At 42.6% G+C, this 21,416-nt stretch carries 16 protein-coding genes and 3 pseudogenes; 7 read left to right on the top strand and 12 right to left on the bottom strand.

Going from position 1 to position 21,416, the window contains the following annotated elements; genetic code table 11:
• Positions 1–214: 214 nt before the first annotated feature.
• The gene (locus ACFSN5_RS03350) at positions 215–817 is read left to right on the top strand and encodes a class I SAM-dependent methyltransferase (protein WP_165209557.1); all 603 of its coding nucleotides are present in this window, start codon (positions 215–217) and stop codon (positions 815–817) included.
• A 68-nt stretch (positions 818–885) separates the two neighbouring features.
• Here ACFSN5_RS03350 and ACFSN5_RS03345 read toward each other — a convergent pair.
• From ACFSN5_RS03345 to uvrB, 4 genes and pseudogenes are all read right to left on the bottom strand, one after another.
• A pseudogene (locus ACFSN5_RS03345) lies at positions 886–972 on the bottom strand (excinuclease ABC subunit B); the annotation flags it as partial.
• A gap of 73 nt (positions 973–1,045) precedes the next feature.
• Positions 1,046–1,231, bottom strand: coding sequence for a hypothetical protein (locus ACFSN5_RS03340; protein WP_206221341.1), 186 nt, complete (start codon positions 1,229–1,231; stop codon positions 1,046–1,048).
• A 168-nt stretch (positions 1,232–1,399) separates the two neighbouring features.
• Positions 1,400–2,008: a CPBP family glutamic-type intramembrane protease gene (locus ACFSN5_RS03335; RefSeq protein WP_206221340.1), complete on the bottom strand. Its 609-nt coding sequence runs from the start codon at positions 2,006–2,008 to the stop codon at positions 1,400–1,402.
• 33 nt (positions 2,009–2,041) lie between these two features.
• Complete coding sequence (uvrB, locus tag ACFSN5_RS03330; protein ID WP_165209554.1) at positions 2,042–4,033, bottom strand: excinuclease ABC subunit UvrB; 1,992 nt, start codon at positions 4,031–4,033, stop codon at positions 2,042–2,044.
• Positions 4,034–4,207: 174 nt separating this feature from the next.
• Here uvrB and ACFSN5_RS03325 point away from each other — a divergent pair, with 174 nt between their 5' ends.
• The 3 genes from ACFSN5_RS03325 to ACFSN5_RS03315 all read left to right on the top strand — a co-directional run bounded on the left by ACFSN5_RS03325 (position 4,208) and on the right by ACFSN5_RS03315 (position 9,031).
• On the top strand, positions 4,208–6,403 hold the full coding sequence (locus tag ACFSN5_RS03325) for an ABC transporter substrate-binding protein/permease (protein WP_165209551.1): 2,196 nt from the start codon (positions 4,208–4,210) through the stop codon (positions 6,401–6,403).
• Positions 6,403–7,143, top strand: a complete 741-nt coding sequence (locus tag ACFSN5_RS03320; RefSeq protein ID WP_165209548.1) for an amino acid ABC transporter ATP-binding protein — start codon at positions 6,403–6,405, stop codon at positions 7,141–7,143. The genes ACFSN5_RS03325 and ACFSN5_RS03320 overlap by 1 nt, the downstream gene beginning before the upstream one ends.
• A gap of 382 nt (positions 7,144–7,525) precedes the next feature.
• Entirely contained in the window at positions 7,526–9,031 is a 1,506-nt protein-coding gene (locus ACFSN5_RS03315) for an ATP-binding cassette domain-containing protein (RefSeq protein ID WP_165209545.1), read from the top strand.
• A 322-nt stretch (positions 9,032–9,353) separates the two neighbouring features.
• Here the strand turns inward: ACFSN5_RS03315 and ACFSN5_RS03310 are convergent, their stop codons facing one another.
• The 7 genes and pseudogenes from ACFSN5_RS03310 to cdaA form a co-directional block, all read right to left on the bottom strand.
• A complete protein-coding gene (locus ACFSN5_RS03310) occupies positions 9,354–9,536 on the bottom strand; it encodes a hypothetical protein (RefSeq protein ID WP_165329151.1) in 183 nt (60 codons plus the stop codon).
• 150 nt (positions 9,537–9,686) lie between these two features.
• Positions 9,687–11,000: a GTPase ObgE gene (gene obgE, locus ACFSN5_RS03305; protein WP_165329152.1), complete on the bottom strand. Its 1,314-nt coding sequence runs from the start codon at positions 10,998–11,000 to the stop codon at positions 9,687–9,689.
• 314 nt (positions 11,001–11,314) lie between these two features.
• Entirely contained in the window at positions 11,315–11,443 is a 129-nt protein-coding gene (locus tag ACFSN5_RS03300; protein ID WP_165209536.1) for a DUF4044 domain-containing protein, read from the bottom strand.
• A 51-nt stretch (positions 11,444–11,494) separates the two neighbouring features.
• Positions 11,495–12,240 (bottom strand): annotated as a pseudogene (locus ACFSN5_RS03295) (pseudouridine synthase).
• Positions 12,241–12,346: 106 nt separating this feature from the next.
• Positions 12,347–13,699, bottom strand: coding sequence for a phosphoglucosamine mutase (gene glmM, locus ACFSN5_RS03290; RefSeq protein ID WP_165209533.1), 1,353 nt, complete (start codon positions 13,697–13,699; stop codon positions 12,347–12,349).
• A gap of 50 nt (positions 13,700–13,749) precedes the next feature.
• Positions 13,750–14,739 (bottom strand): annotated as a pseudogene (locus ACFSN5_RS03285) (YbbR-like domain-containing protein).
• Positions 14,729–15,586, bottom strand: a complete 858-nt coding sequence (cdaA, locus tag ACFSN5_RS03280; RefSeq protein ID WP_165209530.1) for a diadenylate cyclase CdaA — start codon at positions 15,584–15,586, stop codon at positions 14,729–14,731. Before cdaA ends, ACFSN5_RS03285 begins: the two are co-directional and overlap by 11 nt.
• A gap of 287 nt (positions 15,587–15,873) precedes the next feature.
• Here cdaA and ACFSN5_RS03275 point away from each other — a divergent pair, with 287 nt between their 5' ends.
• The 3 genes from ACFSN5_RS03275 to gatD all read left to right on the top strand — a co-directional run bounded on the left by ACFSN5_RS03275 (position 15,874) and on the right by gatD (position 19,188).
• Positions 15,874–16,104 carry a GlsB/YeaQ/YmgE family stress response membrane protein gene (locus ACFSN5_RS03275; protein ID WP_004225329.1) on the top strand — a complete coding sequence of 77 codons (231 nt, stop codon included), beginning with the start codon at positions 15,874–15,876 and terminating at the stop codon, positions 16,102–16,104.
• 952 nt (positions 16,105–17,056) lie between these two features.
• Entirely contained in the window at positions 17,057–18,400 is a 1,344-nt protein-coding gene (gene murT / locus ACFSN5_RS03270; RefSeq protein ID WP_165209527.1) for a lipid II isoglutaminyl synthase subunit MurT, read from the top strand.
• Positions 18,400–19,188, top strand: a complete 789-nt coding sequence (gene gatD / locus ACFSN5_RS03265) for a lipid II isoglutaminyl synthase subunit GatD (RefSeq protein WP_165209524.1) — start codon at positions 18,400–18,402, stop codon at positions 19,186–19,188. Before murT ends, gatD begins: the two co-directional genes overlap by 1 nt.
• A 188-nt stretch (positions 19,189–19,376) precedes the next feature.
• On the opposite strand, the gene ACFSN5_RS03260 is transcribed toward gatD, so the two are convergent.
• Positions 19,377–21,290 carry a GbpC/Spa domain-containing protein gene (locus tag ACFSN5_RS03260; protein WP_165209521.1) on the bottom strand — a complete coding sequence of 638 codons (1,914 nt, stop codon included), beginning with the start codon at positions 21,288–21,290 and terminating at the stop codon, positions 19,377–19,379.
• Between the last annotated feature and the right edge of the window lie 126 nt (positions 21,291–21,416).

Here is a 21,416-nt window from a genome sequence, read left to right as displayed (position 1 = left end):
CACTTTCTAATTTTTCAAATCGTTTTCAGCCATTAAGTTAACCGTTAGCACTTGCTTACTATTCAAGAGCTCTCATCTATTATAATTCTCCCCTTCTTACGTTTTATGAATATACCTGCATTCCCTACCCAAAAACAAGAGCCATTCTTGCTTGCAACGATTACCAACTGTTTACGATTGACACGGCTAGGAGAATGGGTATAATGAAACCATCATGTCTACTATTATCAATTATTTAATAGCACAAAGCAAAAGTCCTTCTGGCCTTGGTGGGCGTATCCTCACTAAAATCTGGTCAACTTATTTTCAAAAACTGAGCCTTTGGACGCTGAATTTAACGACTATACCACAAAGCGCTAGAATTCTTGATATCGGCTTTGGCGGCGGCATTAACATCCAAAACCTAGCTTCAATGACTGAAAAATCAACAATTCATGGCATTGACATTTCTAGAGAAGCCTATAAACAAGCGAGCAAAGTGAATCGGCAACTCATCCAAAAAGGACAAGTTCACCTCAGTCTAGCCGATGTCACTAGACTCCCTTTTCCAGACCAATGTTTTGACCTCATTGTGGCGACACAGACCCACATCTATTGGGATGAACTCGCTAAAGGTCTGGCAGAATGCGCACGCGTTTTAAGAAAGGAGGGGAAACTCCTTATCAGCAGCGAAAAGGACAAAATCAATTATCATTTACCGGCCTACAGTGATCCAAACGACTTTGTTGCTCTACTAAACCAACAAGGTTTTACCAAAATTACCATTAAAGATACCCCATCCTATATCGGTTTTATTTGTCAGAAAAAACAGAGCTAGCTTCAGGCAGTAGCTCTGTTTTTTACCTTTTTAGAGAGGGCAACCAACAGAGTAACCCCTTCTCATTTCTAAGCCATCGCCTTTAGTTCCAGCACCATATCACGGATCTGGGCGGCCAATTCCAAGTCAAGCAGCTCGGCGGCTTCTTGTATTTCATTTAAGTGGAGATCTGGTAATTTTAGTCCCTTCAACAGCTAAGTCACTACGCTTAATTTTCTCCCGCCAATCTTAAATCTTCTCAGGTAGGTAATGTAGATACATGTCAATAGCATCATCGCTATTTTCTAAAACCGCCATCAGATCTGGGAGGGGGTCAGCATAAAGATATGGCGTTCTTCTGCTAATTTTTCCTGCGATAACCCTAACTAACTGTTTACGATAATCACGCAAGCGTGTTTCAAATATTATATGCATCTTCCCCTAAAAATTATTGGTTACTGATGAACAATCCAAGTTTAATCAAAAGAAGCACCACAAACGAGCAATCCTTGATAACATTCACTAACACTGCTGCTACTTTCCGTAGCATTTTTGGAAATTGCCCTATTTTACAGCATTTTTGTATTGACCATGAAGTACATTCTAAGCTGTCACAAAATAAAACATTAAATGAAGAAAAATCAGCCAGTGCAAGGTCTGCGTTTTTTCTCTCAAATAAGTAAAAAGCAGAGCCATCAATGCCGTTAAAGCTAATAAAAAGAGGTTACGCCAAAAGTGAGAAACATAGAATAGATGCGCCAAAATAAACAGTGCTGGCAATAGGATTAAAACTTGTTTAAAAGAGAAGCGCTGTCGCAAATAATTTTGCAAAAGACCAAAAGTAAGGTAATCCTGCCAAACTACAGATACTGTCGTAAAAAGTAAATAGTAGACCGCCGGCAGTCCCGTCCAGTGATAATGCAGCAGCACACTCCCAGCAGCCAGCAGTAAGATGAGATAAAGCAGGTATGTTTTCTTTTGCCTGACCGCTATGAGAGATTCAGTCCATTGGCGGTGACTAAAAGCAAGAACTGCCAGCCCTACACAATTAAGCAGCACACCACCGATAATCACTCCCTTTTCATCCGTATAACGACTGAGAAGATCATGAGACACACCAAGATTAACCGTTAAGCCAAATAAAATAAACCAAACAGCAATGGCAAAAATCCCTTGAAATAAGTATTTATGCTTTGTAACAGGCTCTTGCATAGCAGTCCTCTTTCTACTTTATTTCTTGAACAACTAATCCATCGCCTTTAGTTCCAGCACCATATCACGGATCTGAGCGGCCAGTTCAAAGTCAAGCAGCTCGGCAGCTTCTTGCATCTCTTTTTGGAGCTTCTTGATGGTTTCTTGACGTTCTTTCTTGGACATGGTCGATACATCCATCTCCTCTGCCACTTGTGTTTCCTCATTGGTCTTAGTAATAGCAATAAGATCCCGAATTTCTTTTTTGATCGTTTGCGGAACGATACCGTGCTCTTCATTATAAGCCATTTGAATTTGCCGACGACGAGCGGTTTCATCCATAGCCTTCTGCATAGACTCTGTCACCGTATCGGCATACATGATAACGTGACCCTCGCTATTACGAGCAGCACGACCAATGGTCTGGATGAGGCCGCGTTCATTGCGCAAGAATCCTTCTTTGTCAGCGTCCAAAATGGCAATCAAACTGACCTCAGGCACATCGATCCCTTCACGCAGGAGATTGATCCCAATGAGAACATCAAAAACGCCCAGACGCAGGTCGCGGATAATCTCCGTTCGCTCCAGAGTCTTAATGTCGCTGTGCATATACTTAACCTTAACCCCCATCTCTTTGAGATAGTCGGTCAGGTCCTCTGCCATTTTCTTAGTCAGGGTTGTAATAAAAGTACGCTCACCCTTTTCTACACGGTCATTGATTTCACCTAACAAATCATCCATCTGCCCCATGGTAGGCCGCACTTCAACTTCTGGATCAAGCAAACCAGTCGGGCGAATAATCTGCTCAATCACTGTGTCAGTCTGTTCCATCTCATAGTCACCTGGCGTGGCAGACACGTAGACAATCTGGTGGACATGGCTTTCAAACTCCTCACGACGTAGGGGACGATTGTCCAATGCACTAGGCAGGCGGAAACCATAATTAACTAGCATCTCCTTGCGGGAGCGGTCTCCATTGTACATACCCTTGATCTGTCCCATTGTCATGTGGCTTTCATCAATCATAATGAGGAAATCCTCTGGGAAGAAATCCAGCAAGGTATAAGGCGGCTCCCCTTCACTGCGCCCATCCATGTGACGGGAATAGTTTTCGACACCATTGGTGTAACCCATCTCACGGAGCATCTCAATATCATAGTCCGTACGCTGTTTGAGACGCTGAGCTTCCAGAAGCTTGCCTTCGGATTCAAAGAGCTGCAACTGCTGCTCCAGTTCGGCTTGGATTTTCCGGATAGCAGTCTCCATGTGTTCTTCATTGGTCATAAAGTGAGTAGCTGGGAAGATTGCCAGATGGTCTACTTCACCAAGGTTATGACCTGTTAAAGCATCAATCTCACGGATGCGGTCGATCTCATCTCCAAAAAATTCAATCCGAAAGGCATGCTGGTCACGGCTGGCTGGGAAGACCTCAACCACATCGCCCCGAACTCGGAAGCGCCCCCGTTGGAAATCAATGTCATTGCGTTCAAATTGAATATCAACCAAATCGTTCAGAAGCTGATCGCGGGAGATTTCTTGACCTGGCCGTAGACTGACTACACTGTCAGCATATTCCTTAGGCGAACCCAAACCGTAGATACAGCTGACAGAGGCTACAACGATAACATCGTTGCGCTCTAATAGAGCTGAAGTCGCTGAGTGGCGGAGCTTATCAATTTCGTCATTGACCGAGCTATCCTTCTCGATATAGGTATCGGACGAGGGGACATAGGCTTCTGGCTGATAATAATCATAGTAAGAGACAAAGTACTCGACAGCATTATCAGGGAAAAACTCCTTAAATTCTCCATAGAGCTGACCTGCTAAGGTCTTGTTATGGGCGATGACCAAGGTCGGCTTATTGATCTTGCTGATGACTTGGCTCATGGTATAAGTCTTACCTGTCCCTGTCGCCCCCAGCAAAATCTGCGCCTTCTCGCCTCCCTCGATATTATCTACCAGCTGCTCAATGGCTTGCGGTTGGTCGCCAGATGGTTGGTATTTTGATACTAGTTTAAAGGTATTTTGATCTGTTCTATCTATCATAATGGTCTTCTTTTCTACTCCTGTTTTAACTACTATTTTAACACAGTTTATGGACCTCTTAAAAAAATTTACCCAAATCACGTGTTAGGTTTTCTGACATAAAATCAATAAAAATTTGCCTGAGGCCTTATTTTCTGGTAAAATAGAGAGGAAATTTACCATAAGGAGACAAACATGAAGAAAAAACTTCTGGCGCTTATGTTAAGTGTCTTGTCCGCTCTTCTTATTTTTACAGGAAGGGCTCAGGCTGCTGAAAAGATTTCCATCGTTTCCGATACAGCTTACGCTCCCTTTGAATTTAAGGATAGTGATCAAACCTATAAAGGGATTGATGTTGACATCATTAAGGAAGTCGCCAAACGTTCAGGTTGGGACTATAAACAAACCTATCCCGGCTTTGATGCTGCTGTCAATGCCGTTCAATCTGGTCAGGCTGACGGCCTTATGGCTGGGACAACCGTGACCGAGGCCCGCAAAAAGGTCTTCAAATTTTCTGACACCTACTATGATACTTCAATCGTTGTTTACACCAAGTCAGGAACAACTAGCATTACCAGCTACGACCAATTAAAAGGCAAAACTGTTGGGGTTAAAAATGGTACCGCTGCCCAAGACTGGTTGGACCGACATGCTGATCAATATGGCTATACGGTTAAAACTTTCGATACTAGCGACCTGATGAATAACAGCTTGGATCAAGGGGCTGTTGATGCGGCTATGGATGATAAGCCTGTGGTTCAATACGCTATCCAGCAAGGTAAGCCGTACGATATGAATATGGATGGTGAATCTGTTGGTAGCTTTGCCTTTGGCGTCAAAAAAGGCAGTAAAAAAGAGTACCTCATCAAGGACTTCAACAAAGCTCTGGCAGCTATGAAGAAAGACGGAACCTATGATAAGATCATGAAAAAATGGCTGGGAGATTCCGTCAATGAAAACTCTAAAACACCGTCAGCTAGTCTGCATTTAACGGGTGACGCCAGCAAGAAAGCAACACCAGTCAAGGAGAGCTATACTATTGTTTTGGACTCTTCATTTGCTCCATTCGAATACCAAAATGGTTCTGGTGGCTATACCGGTATTGATGTTGAATTAATCAAAGCCATTGCTAAGCAACAAGGTTTTAAAGTCAAATTGCAGTTCCCTGGTTTTGACGCTGCCCTTAATGCCGTTCAATCCAGTCAGGCTGATGCCGTTATCGCCGGCATGACCATTACAGATGAACGTAAGAACACCTTTGATTTCTCAGATGCTTACTACTCCGCTAATACGATCATCGCGGTTCCAGCCAATTCAAACGTAAAAAAATATGCTGACCTCAAAGGAAAGACTGTCGGTGCCAAGAAGGGAACAGCTTCTTACGACTGGTTGACCCAGCATGCAAATCAGTATGGTTATAGTGTGCGTGCCTACGATGATGGCTCAACTCTTTATGATAGCCTGCAAAATGGATCCGTTGATGCTATGATGGACGATGAAGCTGTCCTCAAATATGCTATCAAGCAAGGCCGCAAATTCAAGACCCCAATCAAGGGCGAAAAGTCTGGTGACATTGGCTTCGCGGTTAAGAAGGGGGCTAATCCTGAACTCATTCAAATGTTCAACAACGGCCTAGCTTCTCTCGTTAAATCAGGCAAATACGATAAGATTGTCAATAAATATCTGGCCAGCGACAAAGAAAGTAAGAAGAAAACCGCTGATGAAACTACCATTATCGGCCTCATCCAAAACAATTACAAGCAACTCTTGCAAGGTCTTGGAATCACAGTTACCCTGACCCTCCTCTCCTTCGCTATTGCCATGGTTATCGGCATTATCTTCGGTATGATGGCTGTCGCTCCTAACAAGACCCTGCAGACTATCTCTCGCATCTTCGTCGATGTGGTGCGCGGTATCCCGCTGATGATTGTAGCAGCTTTCATCTACTGGGGGATTCCAAACCTGATTGAATCCATCACTGGCCATCAATCACCTATCAACGATTTCGTGGCCGCTACCATCGCCCTTTCCCTCAATGCTGCGGCCTATATCGCAGAAATCGTTCGCGGCGGTATCGAGGCCGTGCCGAAAGGACAAATGGAAGCCAGCCGAAGCTTAGGTATTTCTTACCGCACAACCATGCGTAAGGTTATCCTACCACAAGCTGTCCGTGTGATGTTACCAAATTTCATTAACCAATTCGTTATCTCGCTGAAAGATACAACTATCGTCTCAGCAATCGGTCTGGTTGAACTCTTCCAAACTGGTAAGATTATCATTGCCCGCAACTACCAGTCCTTCCGAATGTACGCGATTCTCGCGATCATCTATCTGGTCATCATTACTCTCTTGACCCGCTTGGCAAAACGATTAGAAAGGAAGCTGAAATAATGGCAGACTTGAAAATTGATGTGCAAGACCTTCATAAATCTTATGGGGACAATGAAGTCTTGAAGGGCATCAATGCCCAATTTAATGAGGGCGATGTCGTTTGTATCATCGGTCCTTCTGGTTCGGGAAAATCAACCTTCCTGAGGACACTCAACCTCTTGGAAAGCATTACCAGCGGTCGAGTTTTTGTTGATGGTTATGAACTGTCCGATCCGAAGACCAATGTCGATAAGGTTCGGGAAAATATCGGAATGGTTTTCCAACACTTTAACCTCTTCCCCCACATGTCAGTTTTAGACAATATCACCTTCGCTCCAATTGAATTAGGCAAGTATTCCAAAGAAGAGGCTGAAAAAGTTGGAATGGATCTGTTGGCAAAGGTAGGTCTCTCCGACAAGCGTGATGTCAGCCCCGAAAGCCTCTCAGGAGGACAAAAACAACGGGTGGCGATCGCACGTAGCCTCGCTATGAACCCTGATATCATGCTTTTTGACGAACCAACCTCAGCCTTGGATCCAGAAATGGTCGGCGATGTTCTCAACGTTATGCGAGACCTAGCCGAACAAGGTATGACCATGCTGATTGTTACCCACGAAATGGGCTTTGCCCGCAAGGTAGCCAACCGAGTTATCTTTACCGATGGCGGTCAGTTCCTCGAAGACGGTTCCCCAGAGCAAATCTTTGATAATCCTCAGCATCCCCGTCTTAAAGAATTTTTAGACAAGGTGTTGAATGCCTAGAAACAAAGGAATTACAGATATTATAGAGCCGAAAAACACCCTGACGATGTCAAGGTGTTTTTCGTATTTCCACAATTAATAATCTTTTTCTACTCCTTGTCCTACCAAAACTTTATGTTATAATAAAAACGAATAAATGGAGGTAAAGGTGCATTGAACAATTAATTTTCTTCTCATTTGATTTCAATTCTTTACGGTCATTGCTTGATGACCTTTCGTTTAGAATTGAAATCACCAAAGTGATAGTATCCTTAAACCAGAAGAAAATTTTTTGTGTGCACTGATTCCGATACTTGACTAGTTTCTGGCCTTTTTGTGCAACCAAACAAGTTCTACTGGATAAGGTAGGACTTGTTTTTTTAATCCCTGTACGGAGGTTTTTATGCTACAAATACAAAATTTAACCATTATCCAAGAGAAAGATTGGCATACTCTGATTGAAAAATTAACGATGACCATCAATGCCGGTGACAAGGTGGCAATTATCGGGGAAGAAGGCACTGGCAAATCAACTCTGCTCCAATACATCTATTCGCCTGAGCTCATTGCAAATTATGCCAACGTATCAGGACAGATCGTCAATCACTTCTGTGCCATGGGCTACTTGCCTCAAACCTTACCTCAGGAAGACAATCAATTATCTATTAGGGACTACCTCTACAAAGACATAAACTATGACTTATTCGACTTCCACCTGCTTTATCAATTCGCGGCAACCCTGCACTTTGACCGTCAGCGTTTTGAGGACGACAAACAGACGGTCGGACAACTTTCAGGTGGTGAAAAAATCAAACTCCAGCTCTTAAAAATTCTAGCCCATCAACCCGACCTGCTTTTGCTCGATGAACCGTCTAGCGATTTAGATATAGAAACCTTTACTTGGTTGGAACATTTTATCGCCCAAAGCCCCTTGACGATTCTTTTTATCTCCCATGATGAACAATTGCTCAGCAAGGTTGCGACCCATATCATTCACTTGGAGCAAATCAAAAAGGGAAGTCAAGCTCAATCGACCAGCTCTGCTATTGATTACAAGACTTACAAAAACAACCGTCAGAAAGCACGGATAAGGCAGGAAAAAACAGCACGGAAAGAGCGCGAGAAGCAACAAGAACGCTTAGAAAAACTCAATCGTGCCAAATCTGCAGTACGACACGACCTAACAGTCACAAAGAATGACGTTCAAGGACGCCTGCTTTCTAAAAAAATGAAAAACCTGCTATCACGGGAAAAACGTTTTAACCGAGAAGCAGAAAACTTCACTGAATTACCTGACAACCCCGATACAATTGCTCTCTTCTTTGCAGATATTGAACCTTTGCCAACTCAGAAAGTACTTCTATCCTATCACGCAGAAAAGCTAATCACAGGCCAAGTCATTGACCTAACCATCAAAGGCCAAGAGAAAATTGCCCTCATCGGTCGCAATGGAATTGGCAAGACCATGCTCATCCGAAAAATCTATCAGGATTTGGCAGCTAAGACCGGCATTTCTGTTGGCTATCTCCCCCAAGAATACACAGAAACAATTGACCAAAACCAGACAGCCCTAAACTTCCTCAGTCAAACCGGCCGTGAAGAGGAAGCACGCACACTACTAGCCAGTCTCAAATTCAATCGCAAGGAAATTCTCCATCCTATCAGTGAGTTATCAGGCGGACAAAAAGCCAAGCTTTTCTTGGCAAAAATGGTCTTTGAACGCAATAACGTCCTGCTCCTTGATGAACCGACCCGACACTTCTCTCCTACTTCCCAACCAGAAATCAGACGACTTCTTGCAGACTATCCCAGTGCTATCATCAGCATCTCGCATGACCGCACTTTTATTGAGCAAGTAACCCAGACGACTTATCAACTAACCAACGATAAACTTAGCCGGCAAAAATAATGAAGAACTGCGACAAAAGTTCAGCCACTAATCAAAAAACGAACAATGTTAGAATTTTAATCATGTGAAATTCATCATTGTTCGTTTTACATTCTATAGCTTGTAGAATGAGAGTTGGTCATAAAGAATTGCTAAAATGAAAACCTTTGCTTCCCAACTCTTTCAAAAAGCTCCAAAAGGAAAACCAGCCAGCAGTGGCTCATTGGTGCTAAAGTACCTAATAAATTGCAGGGGTAAGACTTCTTGGCCTAGCAACAAGCCTTACTTCCAACACTGCTCCAAGAGTTTATTTCAAAAGAGGAATACTGGACGAGTTTTTGCCCTACTCTCCATCTCCTTTATTTTTAGCAGCCCGATCCGCTTCCTTTTTCTCTCGCTCTAAGCGCAGCTTACGGTTAGGGTTAAGCTTGTTAAATAATTCTTCTAACTTTTCAGCATTCCAGACATCAGCTGCGGAAACAAAATTGCCATCCTTGTCTTTAAATGATATTGGTTTATCTCCCATAAAAATACCTCACGTGTTAGAATTTAAATTAGTAAATAACCAGACTGAAGCGGCCTGCTTAATACACGGCCTTCACAGCACCCTCTATCTAAAAGGCTACAGCGTAAGAAAAACAATTCGCTTTTCAAGCTAGTAAGATCGCTAAAGAAGTTAATCCACAAATTCAAATTCAAAATTTCCAATACGAACGAGGTCACCATCTTTAGCACCGCGCTCACGCAGAGCTTGGTCAACCCCCATACCGCGCAGCTGGCGAGCGAATTTCATAAGAGATTCGTCACGCTCTAAATTGGTCATGACAAAGAGCTTTTCCAGTTTAGCCCCAGACAAGACCCAAGTCGCATCATCGTCACGCGAAATTTCAAATGGCTGTTCGTCAGATTCAAAGCCATAGTAAGCTTCCTCTTGTTCCATATCTTCTTCGCTGTAGAGTAAGAACTCATCCGTTTGATCGAGTAGCTCTGCCGTCGCTTCTAATAAATTTTCCAAGCCTTGATGCGCCAAGCTTGAGATTGGGAAGATCATCGGTAGGTCTTCAAATTCATCATAGTTAGCGGCGAGTTTTTCCTTAAAAATCTTGAGATTGTCCTGCGCCTCAGGCATATCCATCTTGTTCGCTACAATAATCTGCGGACGCTCCATGAGACGGAGATTATAGGTTTCCAATTCATTGTTGATAGAAAGGTAATCTTCATAAGGGTCACGTCCTTCAGAAGCAGACATATCAATCACATGCAGGATCACGCGGGTACGCTCAATGTGGCGGAGAAACTGAGTTCCAAGTCCAACACCTTGACTGGCCCCCTCAATAAGACCAGGTAAATCCGCCATAGCAAAGCTCTCACCCGATTTGGTACGTACCATCCCAAGATTAGGCACAATCGTTGTAAAATGGTAGGCTCCTATTTTGGGCTTAGCTGCGGTTACGACACTAAGCAAGGTCGATTTCCCGACTGACGGGAAGCCAACCAGTCCTACATCTGCTAAAATCTTCAGCTCTAACTGCAACTCACGTTCTTCGCCTGGTTCCCCATTTTCAGAGATTTCCGGTGCCGGATTGCGTGGTGTTGCAAAGCGAATATTTCCACGGCCACCGCGACCACCTTTAGCGACCACGAATTCTTGACCATTCTCAACTAAATCAGTTAGAATCTTGCCAGTTTCAGCAGCTCGTACCGTTGTACCGGGTGGAATAGCGACAATCAAGTCTTCGGCACCACGTCCGTGCATGCCCTTAGTCATTCCCTTTTCGCCATTTTTAGCCTTAAACTTACGGTTATAACGAAAATCCATCAGAGTGCGCAAGCCCTCATCGACCTTGAAGATGACTGAGCCACCCTTGCCGCCATCACCGCCCCATGGTCCACCATTAGGGACATATTTCTCACGGCGAAAGGCCACCATACCATCACCGCCACGACCAGCTTTGACACTGACCTTAGCTGTATCCAAAAACATACTCATTCAAACTAGTTCCTATCTTGTAAATTCTAAAAAAGGAGTAAGACAGATAGCCGACTCTGCTCTCCATAATCTCTAGCAGTACGTCATCCGAGCAGGCTATTTGAGTATCACTCAGCGAAAAAGAGCTGAATCCGCCCTTTTACTCTTTCCATGTTCAACCTTAATCTATCGGATTAACTTTACTGGCTCATTAAACTAACGCTATGTTCGACTTTTCAGCAAAGCATAGAGAATCTCATCACTATCCTATATCTCTACCCCTATTGACCCCATACAAAATTTAAGGCCAGAACACCTCTGTCCCAGCCTTTACATTAGAAAATAGCAGCCAGCGCTCCCAAAACAATAGCAGCTACCGTTACAATGATCATAATCAGCATAACAAAGCGCGTTAGGTGTTCAAATCCTGTTTTCTTACGTGGGCCATTATCTCCAAAAGCCATATTTTCTACCTCTTTATTGCATTTTTCTAACCTATCTTACCATGATTAGGCCTACAAATCAACTTGAAAGCCAGATAAATCAGCCAAGTTCTAGTCTATTATAAGCGGTGATAATGACCTTAAGCTAAATCCCTTGGTAGACACAAGGAATCTGTGCTCAATCGTTTGATTTCCACTACTTTTTTACCTCGACTGGCTACCATGCGTTTAATCTGGTGAAACTTCCCTTCTGCAATCCGAATTGGCACCAAGCTAGTTTGACCAGTCTGGTCGATTTCTAAGATCTGCAATGTTGCTGACTGACAGACCAAGCCTTTCAACTCAATTCTTTGGAAAAAACTTCTACATCTTCGGTCATCATCAGTCCCTCAGATTTGATAAAACCAACAGGGTGTTGAGGTGATAGCAAAGCATGGGCTAGTGGGCCATTATTGTTCAAGAGCAAAAGACCAGTCGTATCTATATTCCAAGTGCTCAACAAGAAAAACTTGTTTTTGCCTAGCTGTCTCACTCAGTAATTCGAGAATGATTCAGTATTGACTTCTCCTCAATTTCTGAATAAGAGAGTGGACAGGCATAATGGTTTAATCCTCACCTTTATTGAGTAGGTAGCAAACAATGGTCTCATGTTTGAGGACTTCTTCTGCAAAATGACCTAATATCCCTATTCATCAATCTGTCGTTTGGGTGAAACCTTTCAATCTTCTGTTAATCTGAACCAGCTTCTTTAAAAAATTCTTGACCTGACTGCGACTGCCAATACTACAGACTGCCAAAAATTTATCCAAGCGTACGATTTTCCAACTCCAGCTTGCTTAAAATTCACCCTAGTATATTTAATATAAAAGACCTGACCTTAACGGCCAAGCCTACTGTCTTAATTAGCTTTTAATTTCCTTCACTTCAGTCTAAGCCAATCTCATCTTGAACAACCTTAACAATGGTATCAACATAATAATCGACTTCCTCGGTGGTCGGTGCTTCTGCCATAACCCGCAAAAGCGGTTCAGTACCACTGGGACGAACTAAGATACGACCGTTGCCTGCCATCTCGGCTTCCATTTTTTCGATAACGTTAGCAATGACCGGCACATCCATAGCTCTATCTTTCATACCATTTTCTACACGGATATTGACTAATTTTTGCGGATAAATGGTCACTTGGGCTGCTAACTCCGATAAGGTCTTACCAGTTTCTTTGAGCACCTTGGTCAGCTGGATAGCCGTCAGCTGACCATCTCCAGTCGTATTATAATCCATGATAATAACATGACCAGACTGCTCACCGCCGAGATTATAGCCATTCTTCCGCATTTCTTCAACCACATAGCGGTCACCAACAGCTGTGACAACTTTGTTAATTCCTTGCGTATCAAGAGCCTTGTGGAAACCAAGATTGGACATAACGGTAGTCACGATAGTATTCTGAGCCAATTTACCTTGTTCCGACAGGTGCTTCCCAATGATAAACATAATCCGGTCACCATCGACAATCTGACCGTTTTCATCAACAGCAATCAAACGATCGCTATCGCCATCAAAGGCCAGACCGATTTCTGCCCCTGCTTCTTTAACAGCTTTCTGCAGCTGCTCGGGATGGGTTGAACCGACACCATCATTAATATTGAGACCATCTGGATTTTCTCCTATAACCGTAATATCAGCATTTAAATCTAGGAAGACATCACGGGCAGAAACTGAAGCCGCACCATTTGCTGTATCAAGGACAATCTTCATACCTTCTAAATCTGTGCCTGAATCAACCAAGAATTTTTCATACTTACGCAGACCTTCTGGATAATCAACCAGAGTCCCCAGCCCCTGGGCCGAGGGACGAGGAAGCTTATCTTCTGGAGCGTCTAGCAGTTCTTCAATTTCAGCTTCTCGGTCATCGTCCAGCTTAAAACCATCACCGCCAAAAAACTTGATACCATTATCCTGAGCAGGATTATGGCTGGCTGAAATCATGACACCAGCACTGGCTTTTTCCGTCCTTACCAAATAAGAAACACCTGGAGTTGCTAGGACACCTAACTTATAGACTTCGATTCCAACTGATAGCAGACCAGCAATCAAGGCAGATTCTAGCATTTCTCCTGAAATTCGGGTATCACGAGCTACAAAAACACTCGGACGATCGGTTTCATGCTGACTGAGGACATAACCGCCAAAACGACCCAGTTTAAAAGCCAATTCTGGTGTCAAGTCAATATTTGCTTCTCCACGGACTCCGTCCGTTCCAAAATATTTTCCCATAAGATGTTAGTGCTAAGCACTTTCCTCCATTCCTAATCTTGCAATTTTTCTTAGTTCTTTGTGGTGATCAACTTGACATCAATCTCAGGTGGATCAACTGTTGCACCATTCGCCGATAATTTGATCTTTTTTGTAGTTTCGGTCACATTAGAAATCCCCCAAACAGCCGTTAGTTCACTAATATTATTAAGACTGACTGGATTGCCATGCACCAGAACCATCGAGCGATCAAGGGAATAACTGATATTAGATAAGGCATTACTCATATTCCTGAAAATTTGACTTTAATGAACATTGGGAACCTTCTTTGTCAGAAGAACAACCTCCACAGAGAGGTCAGCTGTCTCTGGCGAAATTGTAGCCCCTAAAACATTGCCATTACTATCAACCGCTTGTAGGTTGACCTTACCGTCATAATCCTCAGTCAAAGCTGGCTCATCATCAGGCAGAGTTGCTCTGATATGGTCAATCTGAGCAATTGTTGCTTCATTACTAGTCACCTTAGCCTCATCAATGTCTAAATTTGTTGATCTTACTGCATAGCCCTTGGCTACCTGATCATCAGAAATTTCTGTTTTGACCGCAAAAGTCTTACTTTCCTTTTTACCAATGGTAACTGTCGCAGTATTCGGCGAAATCTTAGCCGTCATACCAGCCGGCAAGTTATGAACATCCAGTTGTACCTTGGACGTCCCTTCTTTTAGATTAGTCAAATCTGCAGTTACCTGAAAATTGCGAGTTGACTTATTAGTTTCTGTTGTCAGATTAACTCGATTAGATGAACTCAACGTCACCGTGACTGTTGAAGCATAGCCAGAAATGTAGTACTCATTGCTGTCATACTTAAAGTTGATAGGAACATTTTCAACAGTATCACTAAAATTAGACGAATTAACTCCGCTCGAATTTCCCTTGTTGATACCATCGCCACTGACTACAGTCATAAAGATTAGAATAGCTAAAAATAGAGAGAATATTCCAGTACCAACCTGTCGGATTAATCGGCGCCTTTGATGCCAGCGCAATCTCTTATTTTTCATGGCGACGACCTCCTCTTAACTGGTCTAGGAGATTTGTTTTTTTAGGCTCAGCCTTGATCAGTTTATCCCGCAAAAAATCTTCTAAATCATCCCGACTTAAATCGTGAAGGAATTCTCCCTTATAGGTCACCGATAGACCACCTGTTTCTTCAGAAACAACCAGAGTTAACGAATCGGAGTTTTCCGACAAACCAATGGCAGCCCGGTGGCGGGTTCCAAATTCTTTAGAAATATTACCAGATTCAGAGAGAGGCAAGTAAGAACAAGCTGTCGCAATCTTATTTCCTTGAATAATAACAGCACCATCGTGCAGCGGTGTATTAGGGATGAAAATATTAATCAGCAGTTGACTGGTCACATTAGCATCCAGAACAATACCAGTTGCAATATATTCCTGCAAGGTCTGTGTCCCTTCGATCGCAATTAAAGCCCCAATTTTTCGCGGACTCATATAGGCTACAGCCTTCATCAGAGCATCAACTAAGCGCTCATCTTCCGTCATATTATTCGTTTGAATAAAAGCCTGAGGTGTTCGTCCAAACTTCTCCAACCCCGTCCGAATTTCCGGTGCAAAGATAACAACCGCTGCAATAACTCCATAAGTGATAATCTGATTCATCAGGTAAGTAACCATCGTCAGACCGATAATCTGCGCTAAAAAACGCAAAAGAACAAAGAGGACAACGCCTTGAACGAGTGACATAATTTTCGTTCCGGCCAGAGCATTGATAAACTTATAGATGAGATAGGCAACGATTAAAATATCTAGGATATTGACAACAACAGCCCAAGGGGAATCAAAGATGGACCGCCAAAAGTCAGGATCTAAATTGATTAAATCGTTCATGAATTCCTCTCTTCTTATTTTTCTACTGTAAAAATCAGCACCTTTTATTATAGCATTTTTTAATAGGTTTTTCCTTATCATTCTGATAAAGAGAAGAGCCGAGTTTTAATAATCAATGCTCTCCAAAATTCTACCTTTTAGGAAATTTAATTCTGTAGGTCAGAATTTCCTCTATATTACTAAGAATATGGAGAGCTCCAATTTATCCTAATCTGAGGCTAGGCTTTGTCAAACATCAGAAAATTAGTTACAATAGCAACAAATTAATTCACTAAAAAGGAGAAATTATGCTAGGTTCAATTATCGTTGGAGCAATTATCGGAATGCTGGCCGGAGCTATTACAAAAAAGAGCGATTCTATGGGCTGTTTAGCCAATATCATTGCTGGCTTGATTGGATCCTTTGTCGGGCAGTCTCTCTTTGGCTACTGGGGACCATCGCTGGCTGGTATGGCTCTGATTCCCTCCATTGCTGGGGCAGTTATCGTCATTGCCGTTGTTTCCTTTTTCTTGGATTAAATAAACAAAAGTGGTCTAACACATAATCAGCTCCATTTTAAAGTTGTATAAAAGAATAGCCAGAGTGCGCTCTACTCTAACAAAACAGTGATAACTAGCTTCCCTATTTTATGTTTTTGTGAATGATAGCGAGGCTGAACCAAAAGTTCCTCTGTGTGTTAACTATTCCGCAGTCATTGAGAAGGGGATTACTCCAAAAACTGAAATTTCTGGTTCATATTTCCACAACCGCACAGTTGACTGACTTTCGGCTTTGGCTTTATGACAAAAGGAAAACCAGCTAATCACTGCGCGTCAAGAGCTTATTCCAAAACGGAAATACTGGACAAGTTTTTACCTGTCCTCATCAACCACTGCATCAATCTAGTAAATCTAAAACCACGCTAACGAGTCTGGACTTTGGTCCCAGACTTACCTACCATGCAAGTGATAATTAATAGTTGAACGCGCCTGCAGTGCTGTGAAATTAGATCCCTAGCTGTTGTTCTTACAAATATGGCAACTGAAAGCAGAAAATCTCTTAGGTGTTTTATCACCTGCGGTGATCTTCCCAAATCCCTTTGCACTGCTTAACGGCTTTGTATCTTGATAAAACTGTACGAAGATAGGAGCGATATCTCAGTGGTGGTGTTTGGCAGTCCAGAGATAGACTGCCACCCAAGCCTACCGATTTAAAATTGGGAGAAAAATCAAAACTGCCATGAAATAGTGATTGACCAATTTTTGTCCTACTCTCAAGGATTTAACAGCAGAGGAAGCAGAAAATTATCTAACACTTCCTTACCTCGCTTTCTTATTTCTATGCTCGGGAAAAAATAGTCCACTGGACTTGCCTCGCTTTCTTATTTCCATGCTCGGGAAAAAATAGTCCACTGGACTTGCCTCGCTTTCTTATTTCCATGCTCGGGAAAAAATAGTCCACTGGACTATTTTTTTATGATAAAATATTCTTATGAAATTACAAACATTACTAGGGATTACGGCGGGAAAGTCAGCACATTTCATGCTCAGTAAGATGGGACGAGGGTCAACCCTGCCTGGTAAACTAGCCCTAAAATTTGATAAGGATATTTTAGATAGTATTGCTAAGGACTACGAAATCGTGGTCATAACAGGAACTAATGGCAAAACTTTAACAACCGCCTTAACTGTCGGTATTCTTAAAGAGGCCTTTGGGGAAGTTGTAACCAATCCGAGTGGTGCTAACATGATTACTGGCATCACATCAACCTTTTTGACAGCCAAGAAAGCCAAGTCTGGCAAGAAAATTGCAGTACTGGAAATTGACGAAGCCAGTCTGCCAAAAATCACAGATTACCTCACTCCTAGTCTCTTTGTTTTTACAAATATCTTTCGCGACCAAATGGATCGCTACGGAGAGATTTACACAACCTACCAGATGATTTTAGATGGGGCTGCCAAAGCTCCTCAGGCCACTATTTTGGCCAATGGGGACAGCCCTCTCTTTCATTCCAAAAAGGTTGTCAACCCTGTGCAATTCTACGGTTTTGCTACAGACAAAGAGGAGACTAAACAGGCTCACTATAACACTGAAGGCATTCTCTGCCCCAAGTGTCAGCATATTTTGGAATACCGTCTCAATACCTATGCCAATTTAGGAGACTATATCTGCCCTAACTGTGGCTTTGAACGGCCAAAATTAGACTATGCGCTTACGAAGTTAACTGAAATCACCAATACGACCTCTAAGTTCATCATTGATGGTCAAGCTTATAAAATCAATGTTGGCGGCCTCTACAATATCTACAATGCTCTAGCTGCTGTGGCTGTAGCCGAATTCTTTGGTGTGGAACCAAGTCAAATCAAGGCTGGCTTCGATAAAAGCCGTGCAGTCTTTGGGCGTCAAGAAACTTTTAAAATCGGTGATAAGTCCTGTACTTTGGTCCTGATTAAGAACCCTGTTGGTGCCAGTCAGGCCCTAGATATGATTAAGTTAGCCCCTTATCCTTTCAGTCTCTCTGTTCTGCTCAATGCCAATTATGCTGATGGTATTGATACCAGCTGGATTTGGGATGCTAATTTCGAGTCTATCCTAGACATGAATATTCCAGAAATCAATGCCGGTGGTGTCCGTCACTCTGAAATTGCCAGACGTTTACGGGTCACCGGTTATCCCGAAGACAAAATTACCCAAGCTGAGAGTCTCAAGGACATCATGACCTTGATTAAACAGCAGGATGAAGAGCATGCCTACATTCTAGCCACCTACACAGCCATGCTGGAATTCAGAGACATTTTGGCCAGCCAACATGCTGTTGGAAAGGAGATGCATTAATGGTTTATACTTCCTTACAGTCTCCTAGTCATCGAGATTATGATTTTGAGCTTCATATTGCCCACCTCTATGGCAACCTCATGAATACTTACGGCGATAACGGCAATATCCTTATGCTCAAATACGTGGCTGAAAAGTTGGGAGCCCAGATCTCTGTTGATATCGTCTCCTTGGATGACGACTTTGATGACAGCTACTACGATCTAGTCTTCTTTGGTGGCGGTCAGGACTATGAACAATCTATTGTCGCCAAAAATCTCCCTCGCATTAAGAACTCTATTGGACATTATATCGAAAATGACGGGGTTCTCCTAGCCATCTGTGGTGGCTTCCAATTACTAGGTCAATACTATGTTCAAGCTAATGGCGAAAAAATCGACGGCATCGGTGTCATGGGCCACTATACCCTCAATCAAGAAAACAATCGCTATATCGGTGACATCAAGATTCACAATGAGGAATTTGATGAAACCTATTATGGCTTTGAGAATCATCAAGGTCGTACCTTCCTTGCCGATAATGAAAAGCCTTTAGGCGTCTGCCTCTACGGTAATGGTAACAACAAAGAAGACGGCACCGAGGGGGTCCACTACAAAAATGTCTTTGGTTCTTACTTCCATGGCCCAATCCTTTCTCGCAATGCTAACCTAGCCTATCGCTTAGTTACAACAGCGCTACGAAACAAATACGGTCAAGACATCAAGCTGGCCAGCTACGATGACATCTTATCCCAAGAAGTCCCCGAAGAATACGCAGACGTTAAGAGCAAGGCTGAGTTCGAAAAATAAGACCAGACCACTGCCACTATTTTTGAATTTAGATGTTAAGAAAGCCCAAGAACTTGCTGGGCTTTTGTTGTGCCATTAAGTGCCTATTAAAATTGTTCTGAAAACATGCAAAAACTTCCACCTTTTATGAGATGGAAGTTTTATAATCTTAACGTAAGACGTCCTCTACTACTTCTTATTAGGCCTACTTAGTCTTCATGTTCATCCATTTTACGGCTACCAAGTAAAGTAAGAGCTGCATAGAGAACAATACCAACACCAAATGCTGCAAGACCATAACCATTTGAATCACCCGTTTGTGGAAGAGCTGCTTGTTTTTGAACTGAACCAGCAACAGATTTTGGTTCAGCCATCTTCACCGGGATTGGAGTGGTTGGTGTTTGTGGCTGAGGCTGCGGATCTGGTGTTTTAACAGTTGTAATTGTTGTCGGAACAATTGGAATAACCGGTATCGGATTCACTGCGGTTTTCTTGACAATATTTTTATGCCAAGTTAATTCTAAAGTTTTTGGAGCTTCAGGCTTCTTAGGATCTTCGACTGGTTCTGGTTTTTCAGGAGCTTGACCTGGATCTTTCGGCACTGAAACAACTGAGTTAGCAGAAAACCAAATGGTTGTTGGCAGGTATTGATCGTTACCTCCAGCAGTAACTGTGAATGGTTGCCCCTTATAAGTCATGGCACCAGCACCGTAGAATGCTGTTTTAGACCGTGGGGTACCATCATCATTGATAGCATCCCAACCGTTTTCACCGTCACCATTGAAGGCCGAACCATTGGTCTTGTATTGGTTATCATTTTCTGAATAGGCTGAACCATTGTGATTTTGAATAGATGACCCTGGAATTTGGATATATTCGTTATCACCCACTTCTACTGCTTCCAAGTGATTACCGTATTCAGTAATCCAGTGGTTAAGAGAAGATAAGCCCATGATAGCCTTGTTGGTACTCAAATCAACTTGTTTCCCATCAGTATCGAAGAAGGTTGGATGGATAGTGATACTAATCTTATCACCACGGCCTTCCTTCGATGTCTGTGCCCCAATAAAAATCGTCTTAGTTGGATCGTGGAAAAGTTTAGCCAAGGCATCATTATCGTTATTAGTTGTACTATTAAGTGTATAGTTAATGACAACCTTGCTCAATTTTTTGCCATCGTAGTAAGAATTTTCCAGTCCAGTGTAGGTTGCTGTTATGGTTTTTCCAACTGGAATGCGGAACCAAACATCTTCTTTACCAGTTGTTGGATTTTTGTCAGTAAATTCATCAGCATTATATTTGCCGTTAGTTTGGTACCTATCGGTATTAAATTGGTCTAAGATACCATCTGCATGGTGCTTAGCAACAGCTTCATTCGTCAAGAAGTGGCTAACACCTTCTAAAGCGATAGTAGCATTTGGTTCATTTTGGTAAATCAAACCTTGTGCCTTCTCAATACGACCAGCATCAATACCTTCAGCAAGTAGCTTTTGGTATTCTTCGTAGGCAGCTTTTTGAGCCTCATATTCCTTAAGATCTTCTTCATACTTAGCTAAAGCTTCTTGATATTTCTTTTCCAACTCTGGTTTACGATCAAGCTCACGTTGATAGTTTTCCATATCAGTTTTATATTGGTCAAGTTTCCCTTTTTGAGCTGTTAAAGCGTCTTCAATCGCCTTAGCCTGCGCTTGATTATCAGCATGTGCTGCTTCTACAGAAGGCTGTTCTTTCACGTCAGTTTCTGAAAAATTTACAGCTGGACTAACAGTAGCCACATTATCTTCGTTAAACTGAGAAACATCCGCCTTCGCTGTTTCCAAATCTTGTGAAATCACTTCTGATGTCGTGGTTGACGTTCCATCACCATTATCTTGCCTGTCAATTTCTGTAACGGTTGGATCAGTGACAGGCACTGCTTGATTGTTGCTATCAGTTTGAGCATCTTGGCTTTGACCGCCTTGAGCTTGCCCAGACTGTGCTGCCTGCTCCTGTGACACCGCTGGCTGATTCGTTTGATCGCTGCCGTTCGCGGCTTCATCAGCAAAAGCTGTATTCGTTGCAAAAACAGTAGCCAAAAGTAAACTACTAAAGAGCGTGTAGCTCTTGAATTTTTTTGTTGACATTTCATTATCCTCCCAATGATAATTAAAATTAAAAAAGTTTATTTATTCGATGAGCTCCCATAACTCATTCAACACTCTCACACATTGAATCGTTATCTCATCTTTCCTATCGTAACATTCAGTAAT

This window comes from Streptococcus tangpeifui (assembly GCF_044503215.1).
Taxonomy (GTDB): domain Bacteria; phylum Bacillota; class Bacilli; order Lactobacillales; family Streptococcaceae; genus Streptococcus; species Streptococcus tangpeifui.
The sequence above is the reverse complement of the archived record's forward strand: the minus strand, read 5'-3'. Positions and strand labels throughout refer to the sequence as shown.

Bases quoted from the DNA above. Each gene is read 5' to 3' on its own strand.
- ACFSN5_RS03350 (WP_165209557.1), top strand. From the start codon at position 215: ATGTCTACTATTATCAATTATTTAATAGCACAAAGCAAAAGTCCTTCT.
- uvrB (WP_165209554.1), bottom strand. From the start codon at position 4,033: ATGATAGATAGAACAGATCAAAATACCTTTAAACTAGTATCAAAATAC.
- ACFSN5_RS03310 (WP_165329151.1), bottom strand. From the start codon at position 9,536: ATGGGAGATAAACCAATATCATTTAAAGACAAGGATGGCAATTTTGTT.
- ACFSN5_RS03275 (WP_004225329.1), top strand. From the start codon at position 15,874: ATGCTAGGTTCAATTATCGTTGGAGCAATTATCGGAATGCTGGCCGGA.
- murT (WP_165209527.1), top strand. From the start codon at position 17,057: ATGAAATTACAAACATTACTAGGGATTACGGCGGGAAAGTCAGCACAT.
- ACFSN5_RS03325 (WP_165209551.1), top strand. From the start codon at position 4,208: ATGAAGAAAAAACTTCTGGCGCTTATGTTAAGTGTCTTGTCCGCTCTT.
- ACFSN5_RS03335 (WP_206221340.1), bottom strand. From the start codon at position 2,008: ATGCAAGAGCCTGTTACAAAGCATAAATACTTATTTCAAGGGATTTTT.
- cdaA (WP_165209530.1), bottom strand. From the start codon at position 15,586: ATGAACGATTTAATCAATTTAGATCCTGACTTTTGGCGGTCCATCTTT.
- ACFSN5_RS03260 (WP_165209521.1), bottom strand. From the start codon at position 21,290: ATGTCAACAAAAAAATTCAAGAGCTACACGCTCTTTAGTAGTTTACTT.
- gatD (WP_165209524.1), top strand. From the start codon at position 18,400: ATGGTTTATACTTCCTTACAGTCTCCTAGTCATCGAGATTATGATTTT.
- ACFSN5_RS03320 (WP_165209548.1), top strand. From the start codon at position 6,403: ATGGCAGACTTGAAAATTGATGTGCAAGACCTTCATAAATCTTATGGG.
- ACFSN5_RS03300 (WP_165209536.1), bottom strand. From the start codon at position 11,443: ATGGCTTTTGGAGATAATGGCCCACGTAAGAAAACAGGATTTGAACAC.
- obgE (WP_165329152.1), bottom strand. From the start codon at position 11,000: ATGAGTATGTTTTTGGATACAGCTAAGGTCAGTGTCAAAGCTGGTCGT.
- glmM (WP_165209533.1), bottom strand. From the start codon at position 13,699: ATGGGAAAATATTTTGGAACGGACGGAGTCCGTGGAGAAGCAAATATT.
- ACFSN5_RS03340 (WP_206221341.1), bottom strand. From the start codon at position 1,231: ATGCATATAATATTTGAAACACGCTTGCGTGATTATCGTAAACAGTTA.
- ACFSN5_RS03315 (WP_165209545.1), top strand. From the start codon at position 7,526: ATGCTACAAATACAAAATTTAACCATTATCCAAGAGAAAGATTGGCAT.